Source organism: Hyphomonas sp. ske169, from assembly GCF_056850855.1.
In genome coordinates this window covers 1,161,392-1,181,578 of sequence record NZ_CP096146.1, presented here as the reverse complement: position 1 = coordinate 1,181,578, position 20,187 = coordinate 1,161,392, and the positions used below count along the sequence as shown (strand labels likewise).

Annotated in this window: 21 protein-coding genes; 9 read left to right on the top strand and 12 right to left on the bottom strand. The window is 55.6% G+C overall.

What is annotated here, in order from left to right; genetic code table 11:
* The first annotated feature begins 182 nt into the window (after positions 1 to 182).
* Positions 183 to 932 carry a hypothetical protein gene (locus MY069_RS05625; protein WP_482796091.1) on the top strand — a complete coding sequence of 250 codons (750 nt, stop codon included), beginning with the start codon at positions 183 to 185 and terminating at the stop codon, positions 930 to 932.
* A gap of 21 nt (positions 933 to 953) precedes the next feature.
* On the opposite strand, the gene MY069_RS05620 is transcribed toward MY069_RS05625, so the two are convergent.
* From MY069_RS05620 to MY069_RS05590, 7 genes are all read right to left on the bottom strand, one after another.
* Positions 954 to 2,129, bottom strand: a complete 1,176-nt coding sequence (locus MY069_RS05620) for a CaiB/BaiF CoA transferase family protein (RefSeq protein ID WP_482796090.1) — start codon at positions 2,127 to 2,129, stop codon at positions 954 to 956.
* 69 nt (positions 2,130 to 2,198) lie between these two features.
* A complete protein-coding gene (locus MY069_RS05615) occupies positions 2,199 to 5,018 on the bottom strand; it encodes a phosphoenolpyruvate carboxylase (RefSeq protein ID WP_482796089.1) in 2,820 nt (939 codons plus the stop codon).
* A 101-nt stretch (positions 5,019 to 5,119) separates the two neighbouring features.
* Positions 5,120 to 6,631, bottom strand: coding sequence for an acetyl-CoA acetyltransferase (locus tag MY069_RS05610; protein ID WP_482796088.1), 1,512 nt, complete (start codon positions 6,629 to 6,631; stop codon positions 5,120 to 5,122).
* 103 nt (positions 6,632 to 6,734) lie between these two features.
* Complete coding sequence (locus MY069_RS05605; RefSeq protein WP_482796087.1) at positions 6,735 to 7,466, bottom strand: class I SAM-dependent DNA methyltransferase; 732 nt, start codon at positions 7,464 to 7,466, stop codon at positions 6,735 to 6,737.
* Complete coding sequence (locus tag MY069_RS05600) at positions 7,466 to 8,092, bottom strand: CoA transferase subunit B (protein WP_482796086.1); 627 nt, start codon at positions 8,090 to 8,092, stop codon at positions 7,466 to 7,468. The genes MY069_RS05605 and MY069_RS05600 overlap by 1 nt, the downstream gene beginning before the upstream one ends.
* Positions 8,092 to 8,790: a CoA transferase subunit A gene (locus MY069_RS05595; RefSeq protein WP_482796085.1), complete on the bottom strand. Its 699-nt coding sequence runs from the start codon at positions 8,788 to 8,790 to the stop codon at positions 8,092 to 8,094. The genes MY069_RS05600 and MY069_RS05595 overlap by 1 nt, the downstream gene beginning before the upstream one ends.
* A gap of 88 nt (positions 8,791 to 8,878) precedes the next feature.
* Positions 8,879 to 9,574 carry a helix-turn-helix transcriptional regulator gene (locus MY069_RS05590; protein ID WP_482796084.1) on the bottom strand — a complete coding sequence of 232 codons (696 nt, stop codon included), beginning with the start codon at positions 9,572 to 9,574 and terminating at the stop codon, positions 8,879 to 8,881.
* An 83-nt stretch (positions 9,575 to 9,657) separates the two neighbouring features.
* Between MY069_RS05590 and MY069_RS05585 the strand changes: the two genes are divergently transcribed.
* Positions 9,658 to 10,371 carry a glutathione S-transferase family protein gene (locus MY069_RS05585; protein WP_482796083.1) on the top strand — a complete coding sequence of 238 codons (714 nt, stop codon included), beginning with the start codon at positions 9,658 to 9,660 and terminating at the stop codon, positions 10,369 to 10,371.
* Positions 10,372 to 10,502: 131 nt separating this feature from the next.
* Here the strand turns inward: MY069_RS05585 and groL are convergent, their stop codons facing one another.
* The 5 genes from groL to MY069_RS05560 all read right to left on the bottom strand — a co-directional run bounded on the left by groL (position 10,503) and on the right by MY069_RS05560 (position 16,013).
* Positions 10,503 to 12,143: a chaperonin GroEL gene (gene groL / locus MY069_RS05580; RefSeq protein WP_482796082.1), complete on the bottom strand. Its 1,641-nt coding sequence runs from the start codon at positions 12,141 to 12,143 to the stop codon at positions 10,503 to 10,505.
* Positions 12,144 to 12,191: 48 nt separating this feature from the next.
* Positions 12,192 to 12,482: a co-chaperone GroES gene (gene groES / locus MY069_RS05575; RefSeq protein WP_482796081.1), complete on the bottom strand. Its 291-nt coding sequence runs from the start codon at positions 12,480 to 12,482 to the stop codon at positions 12,192 to 12,194.
* A 164-nt stretch (positions 12,483 to 12,646) separates the two neighbouring features.
* The gene (locus tag MY069_RS05570; RefSeq protein WP_482796080.1) at positions 12,647 to 13,258 is read right to left on the bottom strand and encodes a pyridoxamine 5'-phosphate oxidase family protein; all 612 of its coding nucleotides are present in this window, start codon (positions 13,256 to 13,258) and stop codon (positions 12,647 to 12,649) included.
* A 105-nt stretch (positions 13,259 to 13,363) separates the two neighbouring features.
* Positions 13,364 to 14,557 carry a serine hydrolase domain-containing protein gene (locus tag MY069_RS05565; protein ID WP_482796079.1) on the bottom strand — a complete coding sequence of 398 codons (1,194 nt, stop codon included), beginning with the start codon at positions 14,555 to 14,557 and terminating at the stop codon, positions 13,364 to 13,366.
* A gap of 19 nt (positions 14,558 to 14,576) precedes the next feature.
* A complete protein-coding gene (locus MY069_RS05560) occupies positions 14,577 to 16,013 on the bottom strand; it encodes an MFS transporter (protein WP_482796078.1) in 1,437 nt (478 codons plus the stop codon).
* Positions 16,014 to 16,157: 144 nt separating this feature from the next.
* Between MY069_RS05560 and MY069_RS05555 the strand changes: the two genes are divergently transcribed.
* The 7 genes from MY069_RS05555 (at position 16,158) to MY069_RS05525 (ending at position 20,187) form a co-directional block, all read left to right on the top strand.
* On the top strand, positions 16,158 to 16,616 hold the full coding sequence (locus MY069_RS05555) for a hypothetical protein (protein ID WP_482796077.1): 459 nt from the start codon (positions 16,158 to 16,160) through the stop codon (positions 16,614 to 16,616).
* Between the two features lie 62 nt (positions 16,617 to 16,678).
* Complete coding sequence (locus MY069_RS05550) at positions 16,679 to 17,884, top strand: DUF2336 domain-containing protein (RefSeq protein WP_482796076.1); 1,206 nt, start codon at positions 16,679 to 16,681, stop codon at positions 17,882 to 17,884.
* 105 nt (positions 17,885 to 17,989) lie between these two features.
* Entirely contained in the window at positions 17,990 to 18,484 is a 495-nt protein-coding gene (locus MY069_RS05545; protein WP_482796075.1) for a Na+/H+ antiporter subunit E, read from the top strand.
* Entirely contained in the window at positions 18,481 to 18,771 is a 291-nt protein-coding gene (locus tag MY069_RS05540; protein ID WP_482796074.1) for an MrpF/PhaF family protein, read from the top strand. The genes MY069_RS05545 and MY069_RS05540 overlap by 4 nt, the downstream gene beginning before the upstream one ends.
* On the top strand, positions 18,768 to 19,121 hold the full coding sequence (gene mnhG, locus MY069_RS05535; protein ID WP_482796073.1) for a monovalent cation/H(+) antiporter subunit G: 354 nt from the start codon (positions 18,768 to 18,770) through the stop codon (positions 19,119 to 19,121). Before MY069_RS05540 ends, mnhG begins: the two co-directional genes overlap by 4 nt.
* Positions 19,118 to 19,738, top strand: a complete 621-nt coding sequence (locus MY069_RS05530) for a DUF4040 domain-containing protein (RefSeq protein ID WP_482796072.1) — start codon at positions 19,118 to 19,120, stop codon at positions 19,736 to 19,738. Before mnhG ends, MY069_RS05530 begins: the two co-directional genes overlap by 4 nt.
* Complete coding sequence (locus MY069_RS05525; protein ID WP_482796071.1) at positions 19,735 to 20,187, top strand: Na(+)/H(+) antiporter subunit B; 453 nt, start codon at positions 19,735 to 19,737, stop codon at positions 20,185 to 20,187. Before MY069_RS05530 ends, MY069_RS05525 begins: the two co-directional genes overlap by 4 nt.

The following is a 20,187-nucleotide window of genomic DNA, read 5'->3' as shown; positions in this document are numbered from 1 at the left end:
ATCAAGATGAGGAGGGGTACATGCAGACAGTAATCGCAAATCGTAACCCCGTTTCTTTCTCTTAGATTCAGGACCCTTTCCAATGGGCAATTTTCAATCGGGTCGCCATGGCGACTCATTGCGCGCGTTTATTAGCGCTCCATTCATTTCAATTCAGCCGGAAAGGCTGGCAGGAGGTCTTCATGCGTGAGGACATGTTTAAAGTTATTGTTGAGCGCCCACGATGGGGCAGTCGCCATGCTGCCCGATCCAAGCTGCGTTATGACAAAGTTCCAGACCGGAAACACGCAACCGGGCATCGGATGGTGCTCGAAAGCGAAGGCTGGACCAAATGTTTGAATGAGAATCTGTCGCCGCTAAAGCGCTATCTCAACAAGCAGGTCGGTCGGCCCTGGGACAAAGTTTATAGCGAAATCAGCGAGCATCTCGACACAGGCAGCACGGTCAAGCAGCACGTCCGCGATCACTTGACGGATTTCATCTTAGTCAAAGTGACTGTGGCGCGGGATGGTAGCCTGATGGCGAGCAATCATTGGGGGCGCCCAATGCCGCCAGATCAGTGGTGGGCGAAGCTCTATATTGATCCAAAGGATGGTTTGATCAAACGAACCGACAAGCTGTGCCGCAAGCTCGGTGTGCCCCATTATCGTGACAAATTACGCGATGATCGCAAGCGCCGGTCCCGGGGCGAGTATGTTCACAATTTGCGCTGTCTGACCGACACGCGGATATTGTTAAAGCTCAAAGGTTGTTGGTTTCAGATCGATACTGATTATCCGCCGGAAGATCGGTTCGGTCGCCGTTTGCAAGGCCGGGAATTGGTTGCGGCCTTGTCGGCAGCCTCCGCCGAGCCCGTCCCGCGCTGGCGGATCATCGCGAAACATCAGCTCTCTAAAAAAGAGTTGAAGACGCAGAAGCTCTGCAATGACTGAAAGCTTGGCGGGCCCCGGTGTTTACAAGCCGAGGCTCGCCAGCACCGTCTCCGTATCGGCGCCGAGGCGCGGCGGATCAAGGGCGACATCGGCCGGCGTGGCGCTGAATTCAACTGGGTGTTTCATGCTGCGATAAGCGCCAGCATCCGGATGCTCGCGCGTTTCGAAGAACCCGACGGCGTTGAGGTGTTCATCGGTCAAGACATCGCCCATTTCATTGTAGCGCATGGCGGGAATATTGGCTTCGTCAAGCAATGTGAGCCAGTCATCCGTGGTCTTGAGCAAAGCGACCTCGCCGATAATCGCATAGAGGTCGGTGATGTTTTCGGTCCGCGCGGAATAGGTTGAGAAACGCGGGTCTTCGAAAACGCCATTCTTGCCGCCCAACTCGAAGAACTGTTCCCACTGTTTATCGGAATAAGGCACCAGGCCGATATAGCCATCTTTGGTCTTGTATGGCTTGCGATTGGCATTGATCGAGCGCGTATAGGCGAGCTTGCCATTCCCCGGCAGGAAGGTCTCGCCATACAGGTTTTCGACCATGTTGAAGAAGGTGAAGCTTTCCAGCATTGGAACCGAAACAAATTGTCCTTCGCCGGTCTTTTGCTTGTGGAACAGGGCTGCCAGCGTCGCATATGTGGCGAACAGACCCACGGTTTTGTCAGCGACCAAGCTTGGGGCGTATTCCGGGTCGGCGCCTGACCGCATCGCATTGAGTGAGGCAAAGCCCGAAGCGCCTTGGATCAGGTCATCATAGGCCTGACGTTTTTCATAAGGACCGCCAGCGCCAAAGCCCGCGCAGTGGACGTACACAATCCCAGGATTGATCGCTTTGACGCTTTCATAGTCCAAACCGAGACGGCCCATGCCAGCCAGACGGACATTGTGGAAGAACACATCGGCATCTTTCAGCATCGCCATAATCGCCGCTTTGCCGTCAGGCTCTTTGGCGTCGAGTTGGACCGATTTTTTGTTGCGGTTGAGGCTGGTATAGATCGGCCCGAGATCGCCAGTTGGCGAGGCACCGGCATAGCGCATCATATCGCCCGCTTTGCCTTTTTGACCGGCTTCAATCTTGATGACGTCGGCGCCGAGATCCCCAAAAATCAGGGTCGCAAAAGGACCTAACACGACCGAGGACATGTCGATTATTTTCACACCCGCCAAAGGGCCGGATCGCTGTGCCGCTTCACTCATGTTTTTCTCCGATCAATTTTGTTCGGATTTCAAGAGCTTCTCGCTGCGACAGGCAAGTGGTTTTTTAGCCTATCCGTATGCGCCATAGGCTTGGCAAATTGCCAGTGTGATTTGGTGCATCATCCGGTCGATTTCTTCGAGTGGTTTAATCACGTCGGCGTGGAGTTGGTCGTAGCCGTTCGCCGGGTTGCCAGTCATGTGTCCGGGCTCATTCAGATCGGCGAGCGTAACCTCTTCTTCGCGGGAGGCTGGGAAGATTTCGCAAAGCAGAGCTACGGCGTCGCCGATTTGCATGGTTTGGATCAAATTCATGATGTCGACCACGGAAGATTCATGGCGCCGAGACACCGTTGGCAATTGGCCAGCAAGCGAGAGGGCTTTCATCATTAGAGCCTGACGAATGGCGTGCAGCACGTGGACTGCGAGTCGCGATTCACGGCGCTCTTCCGAGCTTGGCGCTTGCTCCATGTTGGAGAGCATTGGATCGAATTTGCTGAAATCGATGCTGAACGTATTGGCGATGAGTTCGATCGAATTATTGGTCTGGCTCGATTGCAGGAGATAATAGATCCGCCGATAGGCCAGCGCTTGATCTGGTGTGTCCGCAAATTTGGACAGCGCCACCCAATAGGTCGGGTCATAGACGCTGGCATAGGCGCGCAGCACCGGAACGCTGGTGGCGGACCGGGCCATCGAGGCCAGTTTCATCAGTCCGCGCATCCGCGGCGATTCTTTGATCAGATCGTTCACTTGATCTTGCTCGCGGCGAAGGGCTGAGCCAATGCCGGCGGCTGTGTTTACCGGTACGCCCAATTGCTGGAGCGTCGCATTGTGAGAGATAGCCCGCAGCGATCTTGGCCCGGCGGGTCCGGTGGTGCGTCGCCGCTGACGTGATCCGGCTTTGACCAAAAAATTGGTCGCAAAATCATTCAGCAGGTGGCCATAATTTGGATTGGCAAACAGGCGTTCGTGCCAGCGTCGAAGCGCGCGATAGAAATCCCAAACTAAATCTGTGCGCTGATAGAACGGGTCGTCCGATGTGTCATTTGGTTCGGAAAGAAGATGATCGGCAAACGCATTATAGGTCGCGGCAGCCAGATCATCATTGGCGAAATGAAGGTATCCGTCGCCGCCTTGAAAGCTGACTTCATGGCGGATCGGAACGCCGCGGGCACGAGATTGCTCGCGGGTCCAATGGCTCAGCAAGTGATCGAAGCGTTGATCAAAGCTGCCAGGCCAAGCGCCGCGCCCCATGGACTCGCCATGCGTGTTAAAGATGAGCAGCGACAGGCCAGCATCGGCTTTTGCCACGGCGCGGCTGATCAGATTGTGGATCCGCTCAATCGCCATATCGGCCGATACTTGGCCGATGAAACGCCCGGCATCAGAAAAGCCGAGCTGAACGCTGAGATAGCCCCGCCGATTGAGATATTTCATATATTCAGGCTCTTCGAGTAGCTGCTCGATGAAGCGGCCACCGGTTTCGAGCGCTTCTGGCGTCTCAAATAGGGGCGAGATATCCAGCTGATGATCCACGCCATATTGCCGCGCCAGATAGAGCGCGCCCATAACCGTCGCGGGGTTTTCACTCTCCGCGATAAGGAAGCGAATAGTGGAATCTGAATCGATATGTTTCAGCAATTGCGCACACATCATGAACTGGCGTCGCGCGGTGGATTGCTCGAGGAACAGATCGGCGAAGTTTACATTTAGCGGCTGCTCGACGGAGGCGAAGTCGGAGAGCTTTTTAAGGGCGCTGCGGCCAAGGTCCCGGTTTTCCGTTTCCAAGCTAAGATCGCGGCTGATGACGGTTCGGATTTGCTCGGCATTGAGTCGTAGATGGATGCGGGCTGTCCCAAGCTTGAGCGCGTCGACTTTGGTTGCCAGCGCTAAGAGGTCTCGCGCCAATGCTTCGTCTGCTTCATTCGCCGCGAGATCGGTCAGCGCGGCGATGATCGGTTGCGCGCTGATCAGTCGGTCCGGTTGGGCTTTTGTCAGCTCATTAGCGGCGCGAACCAAATTGTCAGGTTGGGTCAGATCTTCGCCAAAAATTTCCGCTTCCGCCTCGGTCAAAGTCGCTGCGGCTTCAAGCTTTTCGCTAAGTGCCGTCAGTTCGGTTTGGGTCTCGCCAGTCGCTGTTTCTGCGAGTTCGCGCAGGTCGTTGACATAACGGCTGAGCTGCACCGCTTTTTCTTGCAGCCGGAGCGCAAAGGATTGTGACCAATGGATATCGGTGCGGCCGTCCAAATCATAACCAACCCAGCTGGCGAGCGTCGGAACGCTAAGCCTCAGCGTGCGCCATTTGTCGGGAAAGGCTTGCCGAGCGACATCATAAACGCGTTTCGCATAGGCAGAGAGCGCGCTTTGAGCGTTGGTGATCGTGGCTTGGGCTTCCTCGTGCTCCCCTAAAAGCGAAATTGATTTTGACCAGGCGCGTCCATCTTCCTGAACAGCTTCCCGCAAGGCTTGGGCGCTGGCAGCGGTATTGGTTGAGACATGCGCTGCAAATTTCGCGCGGACGCTTGGGGAGAGAGCAAAAGTTGGGTGGGCGGTGAAGACAACCCCGCCTAAAGGCGTTTCCAGCACCGATTTAAACTCATCCCAGCCGCTATCGGCTAAGCCTTGCAGCCTGGCTTGAAGATCCGCGCCATTGTCGTGCTGCTTTCGAAACCGATCAGCGCGAGCGAGGATTAGATCGCCAAAGACCGATTGGCTCGTCTGGCTTAAATCTGCGAGCGTCAGTTGGTCGGTCTCTAGTCCGCGAAACAAGTCTTGCGCATAAGCAAAAACAGAATTGGTTCGCGGGTCGATCGCGATCCGTTCTGCGTGCTGACGCAAAGCGGCTTTGGCATTTTCTACTGTCGGGGCGGGAGTGTCTAGCGCTGTCATTCTCGTCGTCTAGCGAGAATAAACTGAGGTTTCCAGTCCCTAGATCGGGCGCCCGCTATGCAGAATAGCTTTGCTATACGGTCGCGTTTTGACCTTTCCGCCTACGCAAACACGAATGTGTTCCGCTCATCGGCAAGCGTGGCGCTGACTTTCAGGCCAACCGGGCTTTCTTCTTCGAGCAGTCGCGGCATGGCTTCTGGCGCGGCGACCGCGATGAATCGCTCGCCGCTTTCTGTCCGCGCGAAGATGATCCCGCTCATCGGGCCGTCCTTGCCATAGGTGACGGTGTAAGTTTCGATCAGGCCTTCAGGGGCGGTATCCACCAATGCGGTTTTTTCGCTGGGTTTTGCCATCGGCTCCACGGGCGTGAACGTGTCTGGGCGCGTGGTTGACCAGACGCCGACCGCTTCTTTGGTCATCCAGCCGCCATTCGCGAGGACCAGCCCTGATTGACCAGGATGCGCCCGCAGCCAGTCTGTCATGCTGACGATCCCATGCATCGAATAATTATTTCCCGGACCGCCAAAGAAGGGCAATCCGCCGGTCAGTGTAAGCGGGCGGCTCTCTGTCTTATGATCAATGCCGAGCACAGCCATGGAACTGAACACCGCGCATGGAAAACACGAATAGAGATCAAACGCGCCGATTGATTCTGGGCTTGTGCCGGCCTGTGCCAGCGCCCGATGGATCGCGGTTTCCATCGCCCAAGACCCATCCAGGACGGGGCGTTCGGAGATATAATCATCAGACGCTTCGCCGCTACCGTGGAGATAGACGCGTTTGTCTGCCGCGATGCCGAGAGCCTCCGCTTTGTCCTCTGACATGATGATAAAGGCGCCGCTCTGGTTCACCGCATCCTGGGCAATGTGCCATTTGAGGAAGGGATCAGCGAACGGATAATTGGCTTTGCTCGGCGTTGCGAGAAAGTCTGCATCAAAGCGGCTCGTGTCGAATTGCGCGTGCGGATTGCTCGCGGCGACCGCAGCAAACTTTGCGAATAGGTCTGACATCTCAGCGCGTCGCCCCGATCGAGTCTGGCCATCGCGTGCCGCCATGGCGTTTTCGAACAGAGCATAGAAATAGGCGGGTGCGACAATCCCGTGTTTGATCTCGGGGCGCGACAGCAGCATCTCGCCCATGCCGCGATCTTCGACCTCGAGATCAGCGCTGTCTGCCCAATCAATCTCAACGCCGTGTTTGCGCGCAACTTTGGAGGCTTTGTTGGCCTCTGATCCTGTCACCAAGGCGCACTCAAATTCGCCGGCATGAATGCGGGCGGCCATTTCATTGGCGAGCTGTTGCGGGCTCTGTCCGCCAACCGCGGCATAAATTGCCCGGGACGGTGTCGCGCCAATGTCTCGCGCAATTGTCCCGGGCAGGTTGGAATTGTGGCCATGCGGGTGTCGGTCGCCGGGGACGCTATCTTCAAAGATGCGCACCACAGCGATCGTATCAATTTCGTTTGCAGAAATTCCAGCATCGTTCAAAGCGAGCTTGCTGGCCTCAACGCAAAGGCTTTTCGGTGATGGCGCCCCTTCTGGCCCAGCTGTGCCATCCCAATGATCTGTGACTTGGCCGACGCCAACTAAAACGGGCATTGCACCTTTCGGCATGACGGGCTCCCTGCTTTTATCTAGGCGAGGGATAGCTTGTTCCAGAGGCGGTTCAATCCGTGCCGTGGGGAAAACCTGGTGGGGTGTTGTTCGGCGCGCCGGCCTATTTCAATTGATAGAGCGACACATGCATATTGCTATCCTTGGTGAACGGCGCGCGTTGCCAGCTGCCCCAGCGGTCAACCAGTTCCATGCCTGCCAGTTCTGCCATCAAGTCCATCTCCGATGGCCAGATATAGCGCATCGGTAAGGGCGAAAGGCTCACGCCATCAGCTGTGATGTGAATGCGTTGATAGGCAATGTTTTGCGTGACGGGGTCGTGCTGGGCCGCCTCCAGCCAAACATGGTTGTAGCTCACATGTTTGGTGCGGACCGCTTGATGATTTTCGAACCTCTCGCGATTTGGCATGAAGGTCTCGACCAGGAATTTTCCGCGCGGGTTCAAGTGTTTGGCGACACTCTTGAAACACGAAACTTGGTCGGCCTGCGAGGTCAGATTGTAGATCGTGTTGAAGATCAAGAAGGCGAAATCAAACCGCTCACCGAGGTCGAAAGACGTCATATCGGCGACATAGGTCGGAATACGGTCACCGCCCGATTTCTCTTTCAGTTTGGCCAGCATTTCAGGTGATGCATCAAAGCCTGAAATCTCAATCCCTTGCTGCGAGAGTGGCAGCGCCACGCGCCCAGTGCCGATGGCAAGTTCGAGCGTACGCCCGCGCCCGGCCAGTTCAGCCAAAAGGGCAACAGCGTCTTCCGTCGTGCCGGGATTGTGGAGCGCATCATAAGTGTCCGCGTGGAGCTTTCCGAACGTCTCTGGTCCGAAGCCTTTCATCACACAATCGCTGCGGCGGTGCGCTCTCTGACTATGTCTTCGGTCACGTCTGGTGCCAGTTCAATGATTTTCAGACCGCCTTCGACCACGTCAAACACGCCGAGATCTGTTATGATCCGGTCGACCACGCCTTTGCCGGTTAGGGGAAGCGTGCAGTCTTTGAGCAATTTCGGCGCGCCTTTTTTATTATTGTGGTCTGTGATCACAATCACGCGGCCAACGCCTGCAACCAGGTCCATGGCCCCACCCATGCCTTTAACCAGCTTGCCTGGGATCATCCAATTGGCGAGATCGCCATTCTCAGCAACTTCCATTGCGCCCAGGATTGCCATCGCGATTTTGCCGCCTCGGATCATGCCGAAACTGGTGGCGCTATCGAAATAGGCGGTGTGCGGCAGTTCGGTGATGGTCTGTTTGCCGGCATTGATCAGGTCGGGATCTTCTTCGCCGTCATACGGGAATGGGCCCATTCCGAGCATGCCATTCTCTGACTGCAGCGTGACTGTCATGCCATCCGGGATATGGTTGGCGACAAGGGTCGGAATGCCGATCCCTAGATTCACATACATACCGTCTTCGAGTTCTTGTGCGGCGCGCGCCGCCATATCGTCGCGTGTCCAAGGCATTACGCTTTCTCCCGCACAGTACGCTGTTCGATCCGTTTTTCGAAAGTCCCCTGTACCAATCGGTGCACATAGATGCCCGGAATGTGGATCGCGTCTGGATCCAGCTCTCCCGGCTCCACAATTTCCTCAACTTCCATGACGCAGACCTTGCCGCAGGTCGCGGCAGGCTGGTTGAAATTGCGGGCCGTTTTGCGGAATATCGCATTGCCCGTCGTGTCGGCTTTCCATGCTTTGACGATGGCGAGATCCGCGAAGATGCCTTCTTCCAGAATATAGTCCTCGCCGCGGAAGGACTTCACTTCTTTCCCCTCGGCAATCACGGTGCCGACGCCCGTCTTGGTGTAGAATCCAGGGATACCAGCACCACCGGCGCGCATCCGCTCCGCCAGCGTGCCTTGCGGGTTGAACTCGAGTTCCAGCTCGCCAGACAGGTATTGCTGCATGAAGAGATCATTTTCGCCGACATAAGACGAGCACATTTTTGAGATCTGCTTGGTTTGCAGGAGCAGGCCTAGCCCGAAATCATCAACGCCCGCATTGTTGGAATAGATGGTCAGATCTTTTGTGCCAGCATCGCGAAGGGCTTGGATCGACAATTCTGGAATACCGCATAGGCCAAATCCGCCCGCGGCAATCACCATGCCGTCAAACAGGACACCTTCGAGCGCAGCGGCCGCGCTTTCATAGACTTTGCTCATGGCCTCTCGTTACGCGGCGGTACTTGCAAATGCAAGAGACTGGAGCGCGCATTTTGAGTGAACAGTTTCGCTCAGCGTGGCTGGGCGATCAATCTCCCGGAAAAGACCGCTCCAAGCGATCCAAATATTCCCGCAACATGGACACCCGCCTCGGCCGGAACGATCGCTCAGTGACCGTCATTTCGAGGATCCTGTCGATCCGAAATGATCGATACGCGGCGCGCATTTCGCACCAAGCGAGGACGACCAGCGATCGATCGAAAAAGACAATTGCCAGCGGTTGTATGGCGCGTTGAGTGCGGTTCTCCTCGACATCTGAATAATCGATCTCGATCACTTGCTCATTGCGCGTTGCATTGCGAAGCGCCTCAATGTCGATGGTGATTTCTGGTCGGCAATAAGAGCGTTTGGCATAGAGCACGGCATGCTCAAACTCCGCCCGCATCCGTTCGGGCAGAGAGGCTTTGAGTTTGGATAGTGCATTCTCCGCGGCTTTGGCGAGGACCGGGTCAGCCACTTGCACCACTTCGCGGAGGCCGAGCACTAAGGCTTCCATTTCATCGCGGCTGAACATCATTGGCGGCAGCGCCGGGTCTTCTTGCAATGTATAGCCATAACCAGCTTCGCCATCGATCAAGGCACCTGAGCGCCGTAGCGAGTCAATGTCGCGATAAATCGTCCGCAATGAGACCCCGAGTTCTTTTGACAAAGCATGCGCTTTGACCGGCGCCGGAAAGGTTCGCAGACACTGCATCAATTGAAGAAGGCGATCACTTTTGGCCATGACGGATCTTACCAAACACTCCTGACAGAAAGTGACAAGAGGGGCGTGCTAGCCGAATGTCAGCAGCAAGGACCAAACCTCCCATGATCAAACTCACCGTCTATCCCGCCGCCTTTGAAGAGCCGACCGCCAGCCCATTTTGCATGAAGTCGATGTGCATGTTGCAGGCCGCCGGTATTCCGCACGAAATCATTGAAACCGGCGATCCCCGCAAAGCCCCAAATGGCAAATTGCCTTTCATTGAGGTCGATGGCCAAGAAACGCCGGATAGCGAGCAGATCCGAGCCTTTATCGAAACCGTTGCCGATATCGACTTTGATGAAGGCCTGTCTGAACGCGAGCGCGGAATTTCTCGTGCCCTCATCCGCATGGTCGAGGAACATATTTATTTCGCGATTGTCGCCGATCGCTGGGGCGAGGATGACAATTGGGAATATGTCCGCGAGGCCTTTTTCAGCGATATTCCGAAGATCCTGCGCGGCTTCATCACCGGCCATATCCGTAAACAGGCCTTGGCGCAGGTCAAAGGACAGGGCATGGGCTTGCACACAAAAGAAGATCGATTTGATCGGGTCCGGCGAGACTTGATCGCAATCCGTGAGGTGCTCGGCGATAAGCCCTTCCTGTTTGGTGAGAACGCGACGGCCGCTGACTTTAGTGCGGTGCCAATGTTGCGCGCTGCCATTGTTACGCCGGTTGAGAAACCACTAGGGCGCTTCATCAAACAAGACAAAACGCTGATGGCCTATGTCGCGCGGTTTATGGATCAGTATTATCCGAAACCGGTTCAGGCTTAGCGCCAACAATCCAAAATGAAAAAGGGCGGCCCAATGAGCCGCCCTTTGTGTTTTTGTGGGCCTGCCGCTGTCGCAGCCATCTAGCCCCAAAATCAGTCCACCAGACTGATTTTTCGCTTTCATCGACCAGGCTAGAAGCCCATGCCGCCCATGTCTGGCATGCCGCCACCGCCCGGCATGGCCGGTGCGTCTGGCTTAGGTGCTTCGGCAATACCGGCTTCAGTGGTGATCAGAAGACCAGCAACAGAGGCTGCGTTTTGCAGAGCGGAGCGAACCACTTTCGCTGGGTCGATAACGCCCATTTCGATCAGGTTGCCATACTCTTCAGTTTGCGCATTGAAGCCGTAGCCTTTGCCTTTGCCGTTGCGGATTGTGTTGACCACAACAGAACCTTCGACACCGGCATTCTCAGAGATCTGACGCACAGGCGCTTCAAGCGCTTTTGCGACGATATCAATGCCAGCTTGCTCGTCATCATTTTCGCCAGTGACGTCAATGTTGCCAGCCGCTGCGAGCAGCGCTGTACCGCCGCCTGCGAGGATGCCTTCTTCAACCGCAGCGCGGGTCGCATTAAGGGCGTCGTCGACGCGGTCTTTACGCTCTTTCACTTCGATCTCAGTAGCGCCGCCAACTTTGATGACTGCGACACCGCCGGCGAGTTTCGCCAGGCGCTCTTGCAGCTTTTCACGGTCATAATCCGAAGAAGTATCTTCGATTTGCTTGCGGATCTGACCCACGCGCGCCTCGATGTCTTTCTTCGTACCAGCACCGTCAACGACAGTTGTGTCGTCTTTGGTGATGTTGACGCGTTTCGCAGTCCCGAGCATGTCGAGAGACACGTTCTCAAGCTTGATACCAAGATCTTCAGAGATGACCTGGCCACCGGTCAGGATCGCGATGTCCTGCAGCATGGCTTTACGGCGATCACCGAAACCAGGCGCTTTCACAGCAGCGATTTTCAGACCACCGCGCAGCTTGTTGACAACCAGAGTTGCCAGCGCTTCGCCGTCTACGTCTTCTGCGATGATCAGAAGTGGGCGCTGAGACTGAACAACAGACTCAAGGATTGGCAGCATTGGCTGCAGTGAAGACAGTTTGCTTTCGTGCAGCAGGATGAATGGATCATCGAGCTCAGCCGTCATTTTGTCAGCATTGGTTACGAAGTAAGGAGACAGGTAGCCGCGATCGAACTGCATGCCTTCAACAACGTCGAGCTCAGTCTCGAGAGACTTGGCTTCTTCGACGGTGATCACACCTTCATTGCCGACTTTTTCCATCGCTTTTGCGATCATGTCGCCAATTTCAGCGTCGCCATTGGCTGAGATAGAGCCAACCATTGCGATTTCAGAATTGTCTTTCACTTTGCGCGAATGGTGCGCGAGATCTTTGACAACTTCAGCCGCTGCTTTGTCGATTCCGCGCTTGAGGTCCATTGGGTTCATGCCGGCAGAAACGCGCTTCATGCCTTCGCGAACGATGGCTTGTGCGAGAACGGTCGCTGTTGTTGTGCCGTCACCAGCAACATCATTTGCTTTAGACGCAACTTCGCGCAGCATTTGTGCGCCCATATTCTCGAACTTATCTTCAAGCTCGATTTCTTTTGCGACTGTGACACCGTCTTTCGTGGTGCGCGGGGCGCCGAAAGACTTTTCGATGACAACGTTACGACCTTTAGGGCCGAGCGTGACTTTTACCGCATCAGCCAGTGTATCCACACCGGCGAGCATTTTTTCGCGCGCAGAGGCGCCGAATTTTACGTGCTTGGCAGCCATAATGCTTACCTTTCAAATAGAATGATTGGAAAAAATGGGAGGCGAGGCTTAGCCCTCGATCACACCCATGATGTCGCTTTCTTTCATGATCAGCAGGTCTTCACCGTCGATTTTCACCTCGGTGCCACCCCATTTGCCGAACAGGATTTTGTCGCCAGCTTTGACGTCGAGCGGAACGCGCTCATTGTCATCACCGATCGCGCCATTGCCAACAGCAAGGACTTCGCCTTCTTGCGGCTTTTCAGTAGCGGTGTCTGGAATAATGATGCCACCAGCAGTTTTGGTGGCTTCTTCAACGCGGCGGACCAGAACGCGGTCGCCTAGTGGACGGAACTTCATGAGCAAACCTCTTGTTCGTCAGTTCATTGTGTTTGTTTCGTTAGCCCGATGCGAGCATTAGCACTCACACCCCTCGACTGCTAACGATGCGCTGCAGTTAGGTCCGGCGGCCCCGCGCGTCAACACTTTGTGAAGAGATTTTTTAGAGTCGTCTGCGTTTAGCGTCAGCGCCCGAGTTCCTGCTTCAGGAAGGCATTCTCCTGCCGGAGCGTCTGCAGCTCTTCCACCAAAGGGGTCAGGCTTGAGGATAATTCGGCTTCGGTAAAGCGCGGTGTGATGAATTGAGGGCAGTTCCAATCGAACGCTTCCACGTCGATTGTGAAGAGGCGTTCGACCTTGCCTTGGCCTTCGACCGCGAGTTCTGAGGCGAGATCCGGGTTTGCATCCGCCTCTTGCACGCGGGCCTTGCCGAGGAGTTTCAGGCGGGCGCGATTGGGATAATCCATCAGGAAAAGAGAAACACGTTTTTCGGTCTCAAGATTTCCCACCGAAACATATTGGCGATTGCCGCGATAATCCGCGAACCCGATTTGGGTGTCAGACAAGAGTTTCAGAAATCCGCGCGGGCCGCCGCGGTGCTGGATATAAGGCCAACCGTCTTCTGAGACCGTCGCCATATAAAAACTGTCGCGCATGGCGATAAAGGCCGCTTCTCGATCACTAAAGCCCGATGGAGTAGGGCGCGCGGTCATCCCGGCATACATCTCGCGCGAGCCGCGCGCTTCTTGCTCGGCTTTCACGTGTTCGGTGAAGGCGATGTCTCCGAAATGTTTCATGGTGCGCTCCTATGACGTCCACCGATTTAGGTGCGCGGTGTCAGCCAGCAAAGTCCGGCTTTGCCATATCATCTATGCAGAATGCGCAAGAGCGGCGGCGTGCGCCTAATTGGCAGCTTCGGCGTCGATCGCAGCGGTCACAAGCTTAAAGAAGTCTTCCCGTTTCGCATGCTCGCCATCGACATCGCCTAAGGCTGTGGTCCAATTGCTGTTGGTCGCGATCACGAGATTGCGGCTTGGGTCGATGAAGATGCCTTGCCCGAAAATGCCATCAGCGGCGAAAGCCCCATCATCATAAGTCCACCATTGATATCCGTATCCATGACCCGGCTCGCCATACCCAATGCGCGTCGTCGTGGCGCGCTCTAACCAATCCTCTGGCACCAGCCGTTCGCCATCGATCTGCGCGCCTTCCAAGATGAATTGACCAAAGCGGGCAAAGTCACGAGTCGCCGCTTGAATACAGCAGCCGCTAATCTCGGTACCGTCATCGTTGAGCAACCATGAGGCATGTTGCTGCATGCCATACGGCTTCCATACTTTCTCTGAGAGATATTCCGAGAGCGTCCGGCCCGTTGCTTCGCCGACCAGGACGCCGATGAGGTTGGTCTCGCCAGTTGAATAGTTCCAAACCTCTCCCGCCGGATGAGCGCGGGGCAAGGTCGCCATATAGCTGACCAAGTTCGACCCGCCATCTTCGGCGACATGAAGATTGAACTTGGCGACGTCAGAGTTAGGATCCGTATAAGTCTCGTCCCACGCCACGCCCGACGACATGGTCAAAAGCTGTTCGACCGTGACATCGTCATAGGCGGAGTTTTCGAGCCCGGAAATATATTTCGAGACAGGGTCGCTCAAAGATTCGATATCGCCTTCTTTGACCGCGATCCCAACCAGGGTGGAGGTAAAGGACTTGGCGACTGAGAAACTGGTCCAACGCCCATCATTTTGGAAGCCTAAGCCATATCGTTCCAGCCGGATCTTTCCGTCCTGAAGGACGACCAGGGCGGCATGGCGCTGCTCGGTCATATAGGCATCGATATCAATTGGCAGTGTCAGCGCCGGGCCCTCTTCTAAGAGGCTGACCGTGTTGGATGTCGGGATTTCGCGGGCCGCCACGAGCATCGGGACGCGATCCATCATCCGAAATCCGGCATCGCGCTGGCTTTCGGTCCAGAACAAAACTTCTGCATCAGTTGGAAGACTGGTGATAAGGCGTCGCCAATCTGACCCGATCATCCACCACACCGCTGTGCTGAGCAGCACGAAAACGCCGAGACCTATGCCAAGTTTTTTCACGGATTTTCCTCCCAGGGCGTTACGATTTGGGTTTGTACGCCTCGTTTTTTAGATTCCATATCGGTGTTCGCAAAGCCATCCATAGGATCAAAATTGTCATGCCGGCCGCCGGCACGATCGCGATTTTATACGGCCCAAACGCGTCGACCAGCCAGCCCATAATCGCTGCGCCAAAAGGTGCGCCCGCCATAAATCCAAGCTGATAGATTGAGAGCACCCGAGCCAACTGATCTTTCGGGGCGGCGTCTTGAACAATCGAGCGGCTCATGGCGATCGAAACCACGGCCGATAGGCCCCAGGTGAAGACAATGGCTAAAAACGCCTCGTGTGGGATCCGAGTCATCATCGGCAGGATAGCGAGCGAGCCTAAAAGCTGCGCGATCAAAAGAAGGCGGCCCTGACGCTTGATGTTCTTAAACAAAGACAGCGCCACGGATGAGACGAATGCCCCGAGCCAGAACGTCACGAACATGTCTCGAATGCCATCGCCAGAAAGCCCGTAAACATCGCGATTGATGATTGGCAGCACGACTAAGAAAGCGCCGATCACGAAGATTCCAACCCCAAACATCAATACGGTCATCGCCCAGAGTTTGGCGTCGCCAGCAACAACTTTGAAGCCTTCGCCAATATCCCCAAAGGCGGCGCCGAAGCCTGAGCGGCCGGTTTTCACTTTCCGACCTTTCGCGAGCATGAAAGCGAGCAACGCGCCCGCAGCAACAACCGCGCCCTGAAGCGCCAATAAGAACCAACTATCAATTGGTCCGACGCCAAAGCCGCCAAGCCATTCTGGCATTTTGGTCATTTTGTCCGCATAGCCGCCCAGGATCAGGCCGGTTATCTGGGCCGCAAATTGAGCGAGCGTCGCAAAAGCGACGCCTTGCTGGAGAGTTACGCCTGAGCCGACCCGCTCGCGCCGTTCCACCACTTCGTTCAAAATCGAGTCGCGTGCCGGCATCATAAAGGCGCCAACCGTGCCGAGCGCCAAGCCATAGGCAATCATCAAAGGATAACTGAGATTGTCGGTGGCGAGCGCGAACGCCAATGCAAATGCCGGCAGCGCTGCGAACAAGTGCAAGATCATTAAAAGCGACTTGCCGGACGCCCGCTCTGCAATCACGCCACCCAGCAATAAGAAGACAACCGATGGACCAGACAAGGCGAGATTGGCAATGCCAAGTTCGGTGCCGCCGAGCCCCAATTTATTGGTGATCAAATAGGGAAACAGCACCATTTGCAGGCCAAAGGCGATGAACCAAGTGGCTTGGACAGACAGATAAGCAGGTAGCTCAATTTTGACCCCACGACGGGTTTTCTGAGCCATCATCGATTGCGCGGTTTCGAGCAAAGAGGCGCCAGCACTCATTGCGGAGCCCATGCCGCTAAGGGGAGAACGCGCTTCTTCCAGAATATCCGGATCTTCGAGGTCTTCAGCCGTTTCTGGCTTCTCGCTCATGCTTCTTGCCCTTGCTCCCAGCCGATTAAACTGTCGCGGGATTTGAGAACACGCAACAGGAAATGTCGGCGCAGAGCAAGCCTTTGTCTTGGAGCTGTCTGATCGGCGTGCTAGTCATATTTGATTAGATTAGGAGAGACATCCATGCGAGCCATGCGTCAGTTGGGGAGTTGGGGGCTGGCTCTATTCTTGATCGCCATGTTTGTTCAGGCGACGATTCATCCATTACCGAACCCGCCCGAGGGCAGCGTGAAACTGTTTGATCCGGCGGGACAGAACATCGTTTTTGCAACCATCGCGGCAAAGACTCAAATCGCTTTGTTCGAACCTACGGGCCGGGTGCTTGTCGCGATTGGCGAACTGTTGGCGGCGTTTCTGTTATTATTGCCGGTGACGCGCCGTCTTGGGGCGGGATTGTCGTTCCTGATCCTATCTGGCGCGGTTGCTTTTCACCTGATGCCAAACGTTTTGGGGCGCGAAGTGCCGCTATCGCTGGGTGCGGACACTCCAACAGATGGCGGGCAATTGTTTGCGCTGGCGATCGCGATGCTTGCTGCGAGCATGCTTTTATTCGTCGTCCATCCTGGAAAAGCTAAAACCTAATCTCATCGGATTGTTAACGAGTTCACGGCAAGGTTGTGCGGATTCACAGCCGGAGCGGGCCGATGAGCGAATTAAACCCAATTGACGACATGCCAAGCGAAACCGGGCATGCGCGCAAGATTTTGCTGCGCCGTTTGATTGATTATATTGCCTTGCCAGGCTCTCAAGTGGCGCCTCAAGATCGCTCTATGGGCGGCGACATTCTCCTCGATATGCTGTTTCATGCGACCGAAGAAGAGCGATTATTGTGCGCCAGCCGACTGGCTGTGATGAGCGAAGCGCCGCGCCGTGTGTTGCGGTATCTTGCACAGTGCGACCTAGAGATTGCGCAGCCCTTATTGGAGACAAGCGACGCATTCGATAGCTCCGATTTGCTTGAAATCATTGATCATGTCTCGATCGAACATCGGATTATGATTGCCAAGCGGAAGAAGGTGCCCGTTGCCGTGGCTGACCAATTGGCTAGGCGCGGCGAAATCTCGGTGGTCAAAGCGCTCCTCGGAAACAAGGGGGCAGAGCTTTCAGAAACAGCCGTAGACGTGCTGGTCAGTCGCTCACGCGGCGAAGAAGGCCTGGTCGAGCTATTGATCACCCGTCTGGAGCTTAAACCGGCCCAAGCGATGGCAATGTTTTGGTGGTCCGATCGCAATACGCGCCGTATCATTTTGCAGCGCCACGCGGCCGACCGTTCGGAAATGGTTGGCATGTGCGGCGACGTCTTCGCGATCGCTGCAAAAGAGGGCTGGGCAGATCCGGTGGCGCGCAAAACGCTGCAACTGATCGAGCGTCGACAGCGCAATCGTGCAGCCATCGAGCGCAGTCCATATGACAGTCTGGAACACGCCATCGAAGCTGCTGCAGTGTCCGGGATGACTCCCGAATTGGTTCAGGAGATCGGCTATTTGGCCGGAATCAAGCCGGTCACGAGCGCTAAGATTTTGAGCGATCCAGGCTCGGATGGCATTGCCGTCTTGTGCAAAGCAACCGGTCTCAAAAAACCGTCACTGAAAAATTTCTGGCTCGCCTTGAAGCGGCCATTGCAAGCCGAAGACGGCTCAGTCGATAGAATGTTTGGCTATCTTGAAGAAACTTATGATCTGCTCAGCGTCGCGAAGGCCCAAACCACGCTTCGGTATTGGAATTGGTCGTTGTCATCGGCGTTTTCACCCGACCGCTCGAACGATCCAAACGTAAGTTCCGATCAAGCAAACGACGAATCCGCATTCTCTACGGCGCGTCGAACCGCCAGCCTTGTTTTCGGCAAGTAGATAATTTTTCGCACATAAGTGGTCGGTTTTGACTGGCCAAAGGTTGATTCCAGCTCTAATTGCGCCTGTACCTAATTTAGTAAGAGATTTGGGAGCGCAGGGCGCGTGGGCTACTTTCTTGGATTGATTGTTGTTCTGGTTGCGCTTTGGACCGGCCTATCAGGTGAGTATACGCTCACAAAGCCATTGATTGCGTCTCTGGGGGCGGTTTCGATCCTTCTCTCTGCGATCTTAGCGTATCGATTTGATATCCTCGACCGCGAGGGATCGCCTTATGCCCGATTGCCGCAACTTCTGGCTTATTGGGGCTGGTTGGTGGTGGAGATCTTCAAAGCCAATTGGGTCGTGATCAAAGCCTGCTTGCGGTCGACCTTGGATATCAATCCGGCGCTCGTAAAAGTAAAAACCGCCTGCGAAAGCGATCTCGCGCGCACCGTGTTTGCGAACTCCATCACTCTGACGCCGGGAACGGTGAGCGTTGAAGTTGAGGGGAATAAAATCCTTGTCCACGCGCTCTACGAAGACTCAGCTGGGCCAGGGGCCTTTGACGAGATGGATCGCCGGTCTCGCGACGCTTGCGACGGGAAGGTGACGTCATGATTGGCGCCGCCGCGATTGCCCTTGTTGTCGCGATAGCGCTCATGCTCATCCGCGCTTTGAGCGGACCGACTCTGTATGACCGTGTGCTGGCGGTGAACTCGCTCGGAACCAAGATTATTCTCCTACTTGGCGTTATCGGCTTTCTCACTGGTCGACCAGATTTTCTCGATATTTCAATCCTGTACGCGCTGATCAATTTCGTTGCCACGATCGCCATATTGAAATTCTTCCGCTATCGCTCCTTCCAAGTCTCACTGACCCGCCGCGGGAAGGGAGAGCCAAAATGAACGTTGTGATAGAGCTCTGGGATGCGTTTCGTCCGGCCTTAGGTTCAGCGCTTTTATTGGCTGGCGCCCTGCTTGCAGTGATCGGCACAATTGGCGTTTTGCGTTTTCCGGACTTTTATTCTCGACTCCATGCCGCGAGTGTCACGGATACAGCCGCTGCAACGCTTGCGCTGGTCGGGATGGCATTGCTCGCGCCGAGTTTCGCCGTCGTGTTCAAGCTTGCCGTGGTGTGGCTGTTCTTGTTCTTGACCGGCCCGACCTCGTCGCATGCCCTTGCCAATGCGGCGCATACGGCTGGATTACAGCCATTGATCGGGCGCATCGGTCGTCAAGATGGAGGCGAGGAATGACCGGCTTTGAGGGCGCGACGCTCGCCATTGATTTGCTCAATATTACCTTGCTGACGATCTTGTTCGTGGTCGCGATCGCGATTGCGCGCTTGCGCAGCCTATTTGCGATTGTGATGCTGTCCGGGATCTATTCGCTCGTGTCGGCCACCTGGTTTGTCGCGCTCGACGCGGTCGATGTCGCCTTTACTGAAGCCGCTGTTGGCGCTGGCATTTCGACGGCGCTGTTTTTGGGCGCGATGGTCCTGACCTCGCGCACGGCAAAAGCTGAGAAGGGCGCGGCGCGGATTGTTCCGCTATTGGTTGTCATCGCAACCGGCGCCATTTTGATCTACGCGACCATCGATTTGCCAGGGTTCGGTGACGCAACATCCCCCGCCAATACTGGCGTCGGCGTTGATTTCATCGAACGGACCTATCCTGAAATCGCGATTCCAAACATCGTCACCGCTGTGCTCGCAAGCTATCGGGGATTTGATACATTGGGCGAGGTTGGCGTTGTCTTTGCCGCTGGGCTTGCCGTGTCTTTGCTGCTCGGGTTTGGTGAGCGGTCATTGGGCGCCAGCGTGCGCCGCGAGGATCGTCTGACGCCGCTCAAGAAAGATGAGGAGGAGTCATGAAGGGCGACCATCACGTCATTCTCCGCGTTGTCGCGAAAGCGCTGATTCCGATTATCGCGCTATACGGCTTTTACGTCCATTTTCATGGCGAATACAGCCCAGGCGGCGGCTTCCAAGCTGGCGTTATTCTGGCGGTTTGTGTGATCCTTTACTCGCTGATCTTCGGGATCGCGCCAACCATGCGCGCCATCACACCTGGCTTTGCGCGGTTCATCGCGGGACTTGGCTTTATCATCTATGTCGGCGTTGGTTTTTGGGCGCTCGCAATGGGCGGAAACTTCCTCGACTATGATGCACTGTTCCGGGAAGCGCCTGGCGGACATTTGGGCCAGCACACGGGAATTATCGTGATTGAGATTGGCGTTTTGTTTGCGGTTGCCGGATCGATGGTGACGATCTTCTATGCCTTTGCAGGCCGGGTCAGCGAAATCCGGGATGAGGACTGGTAG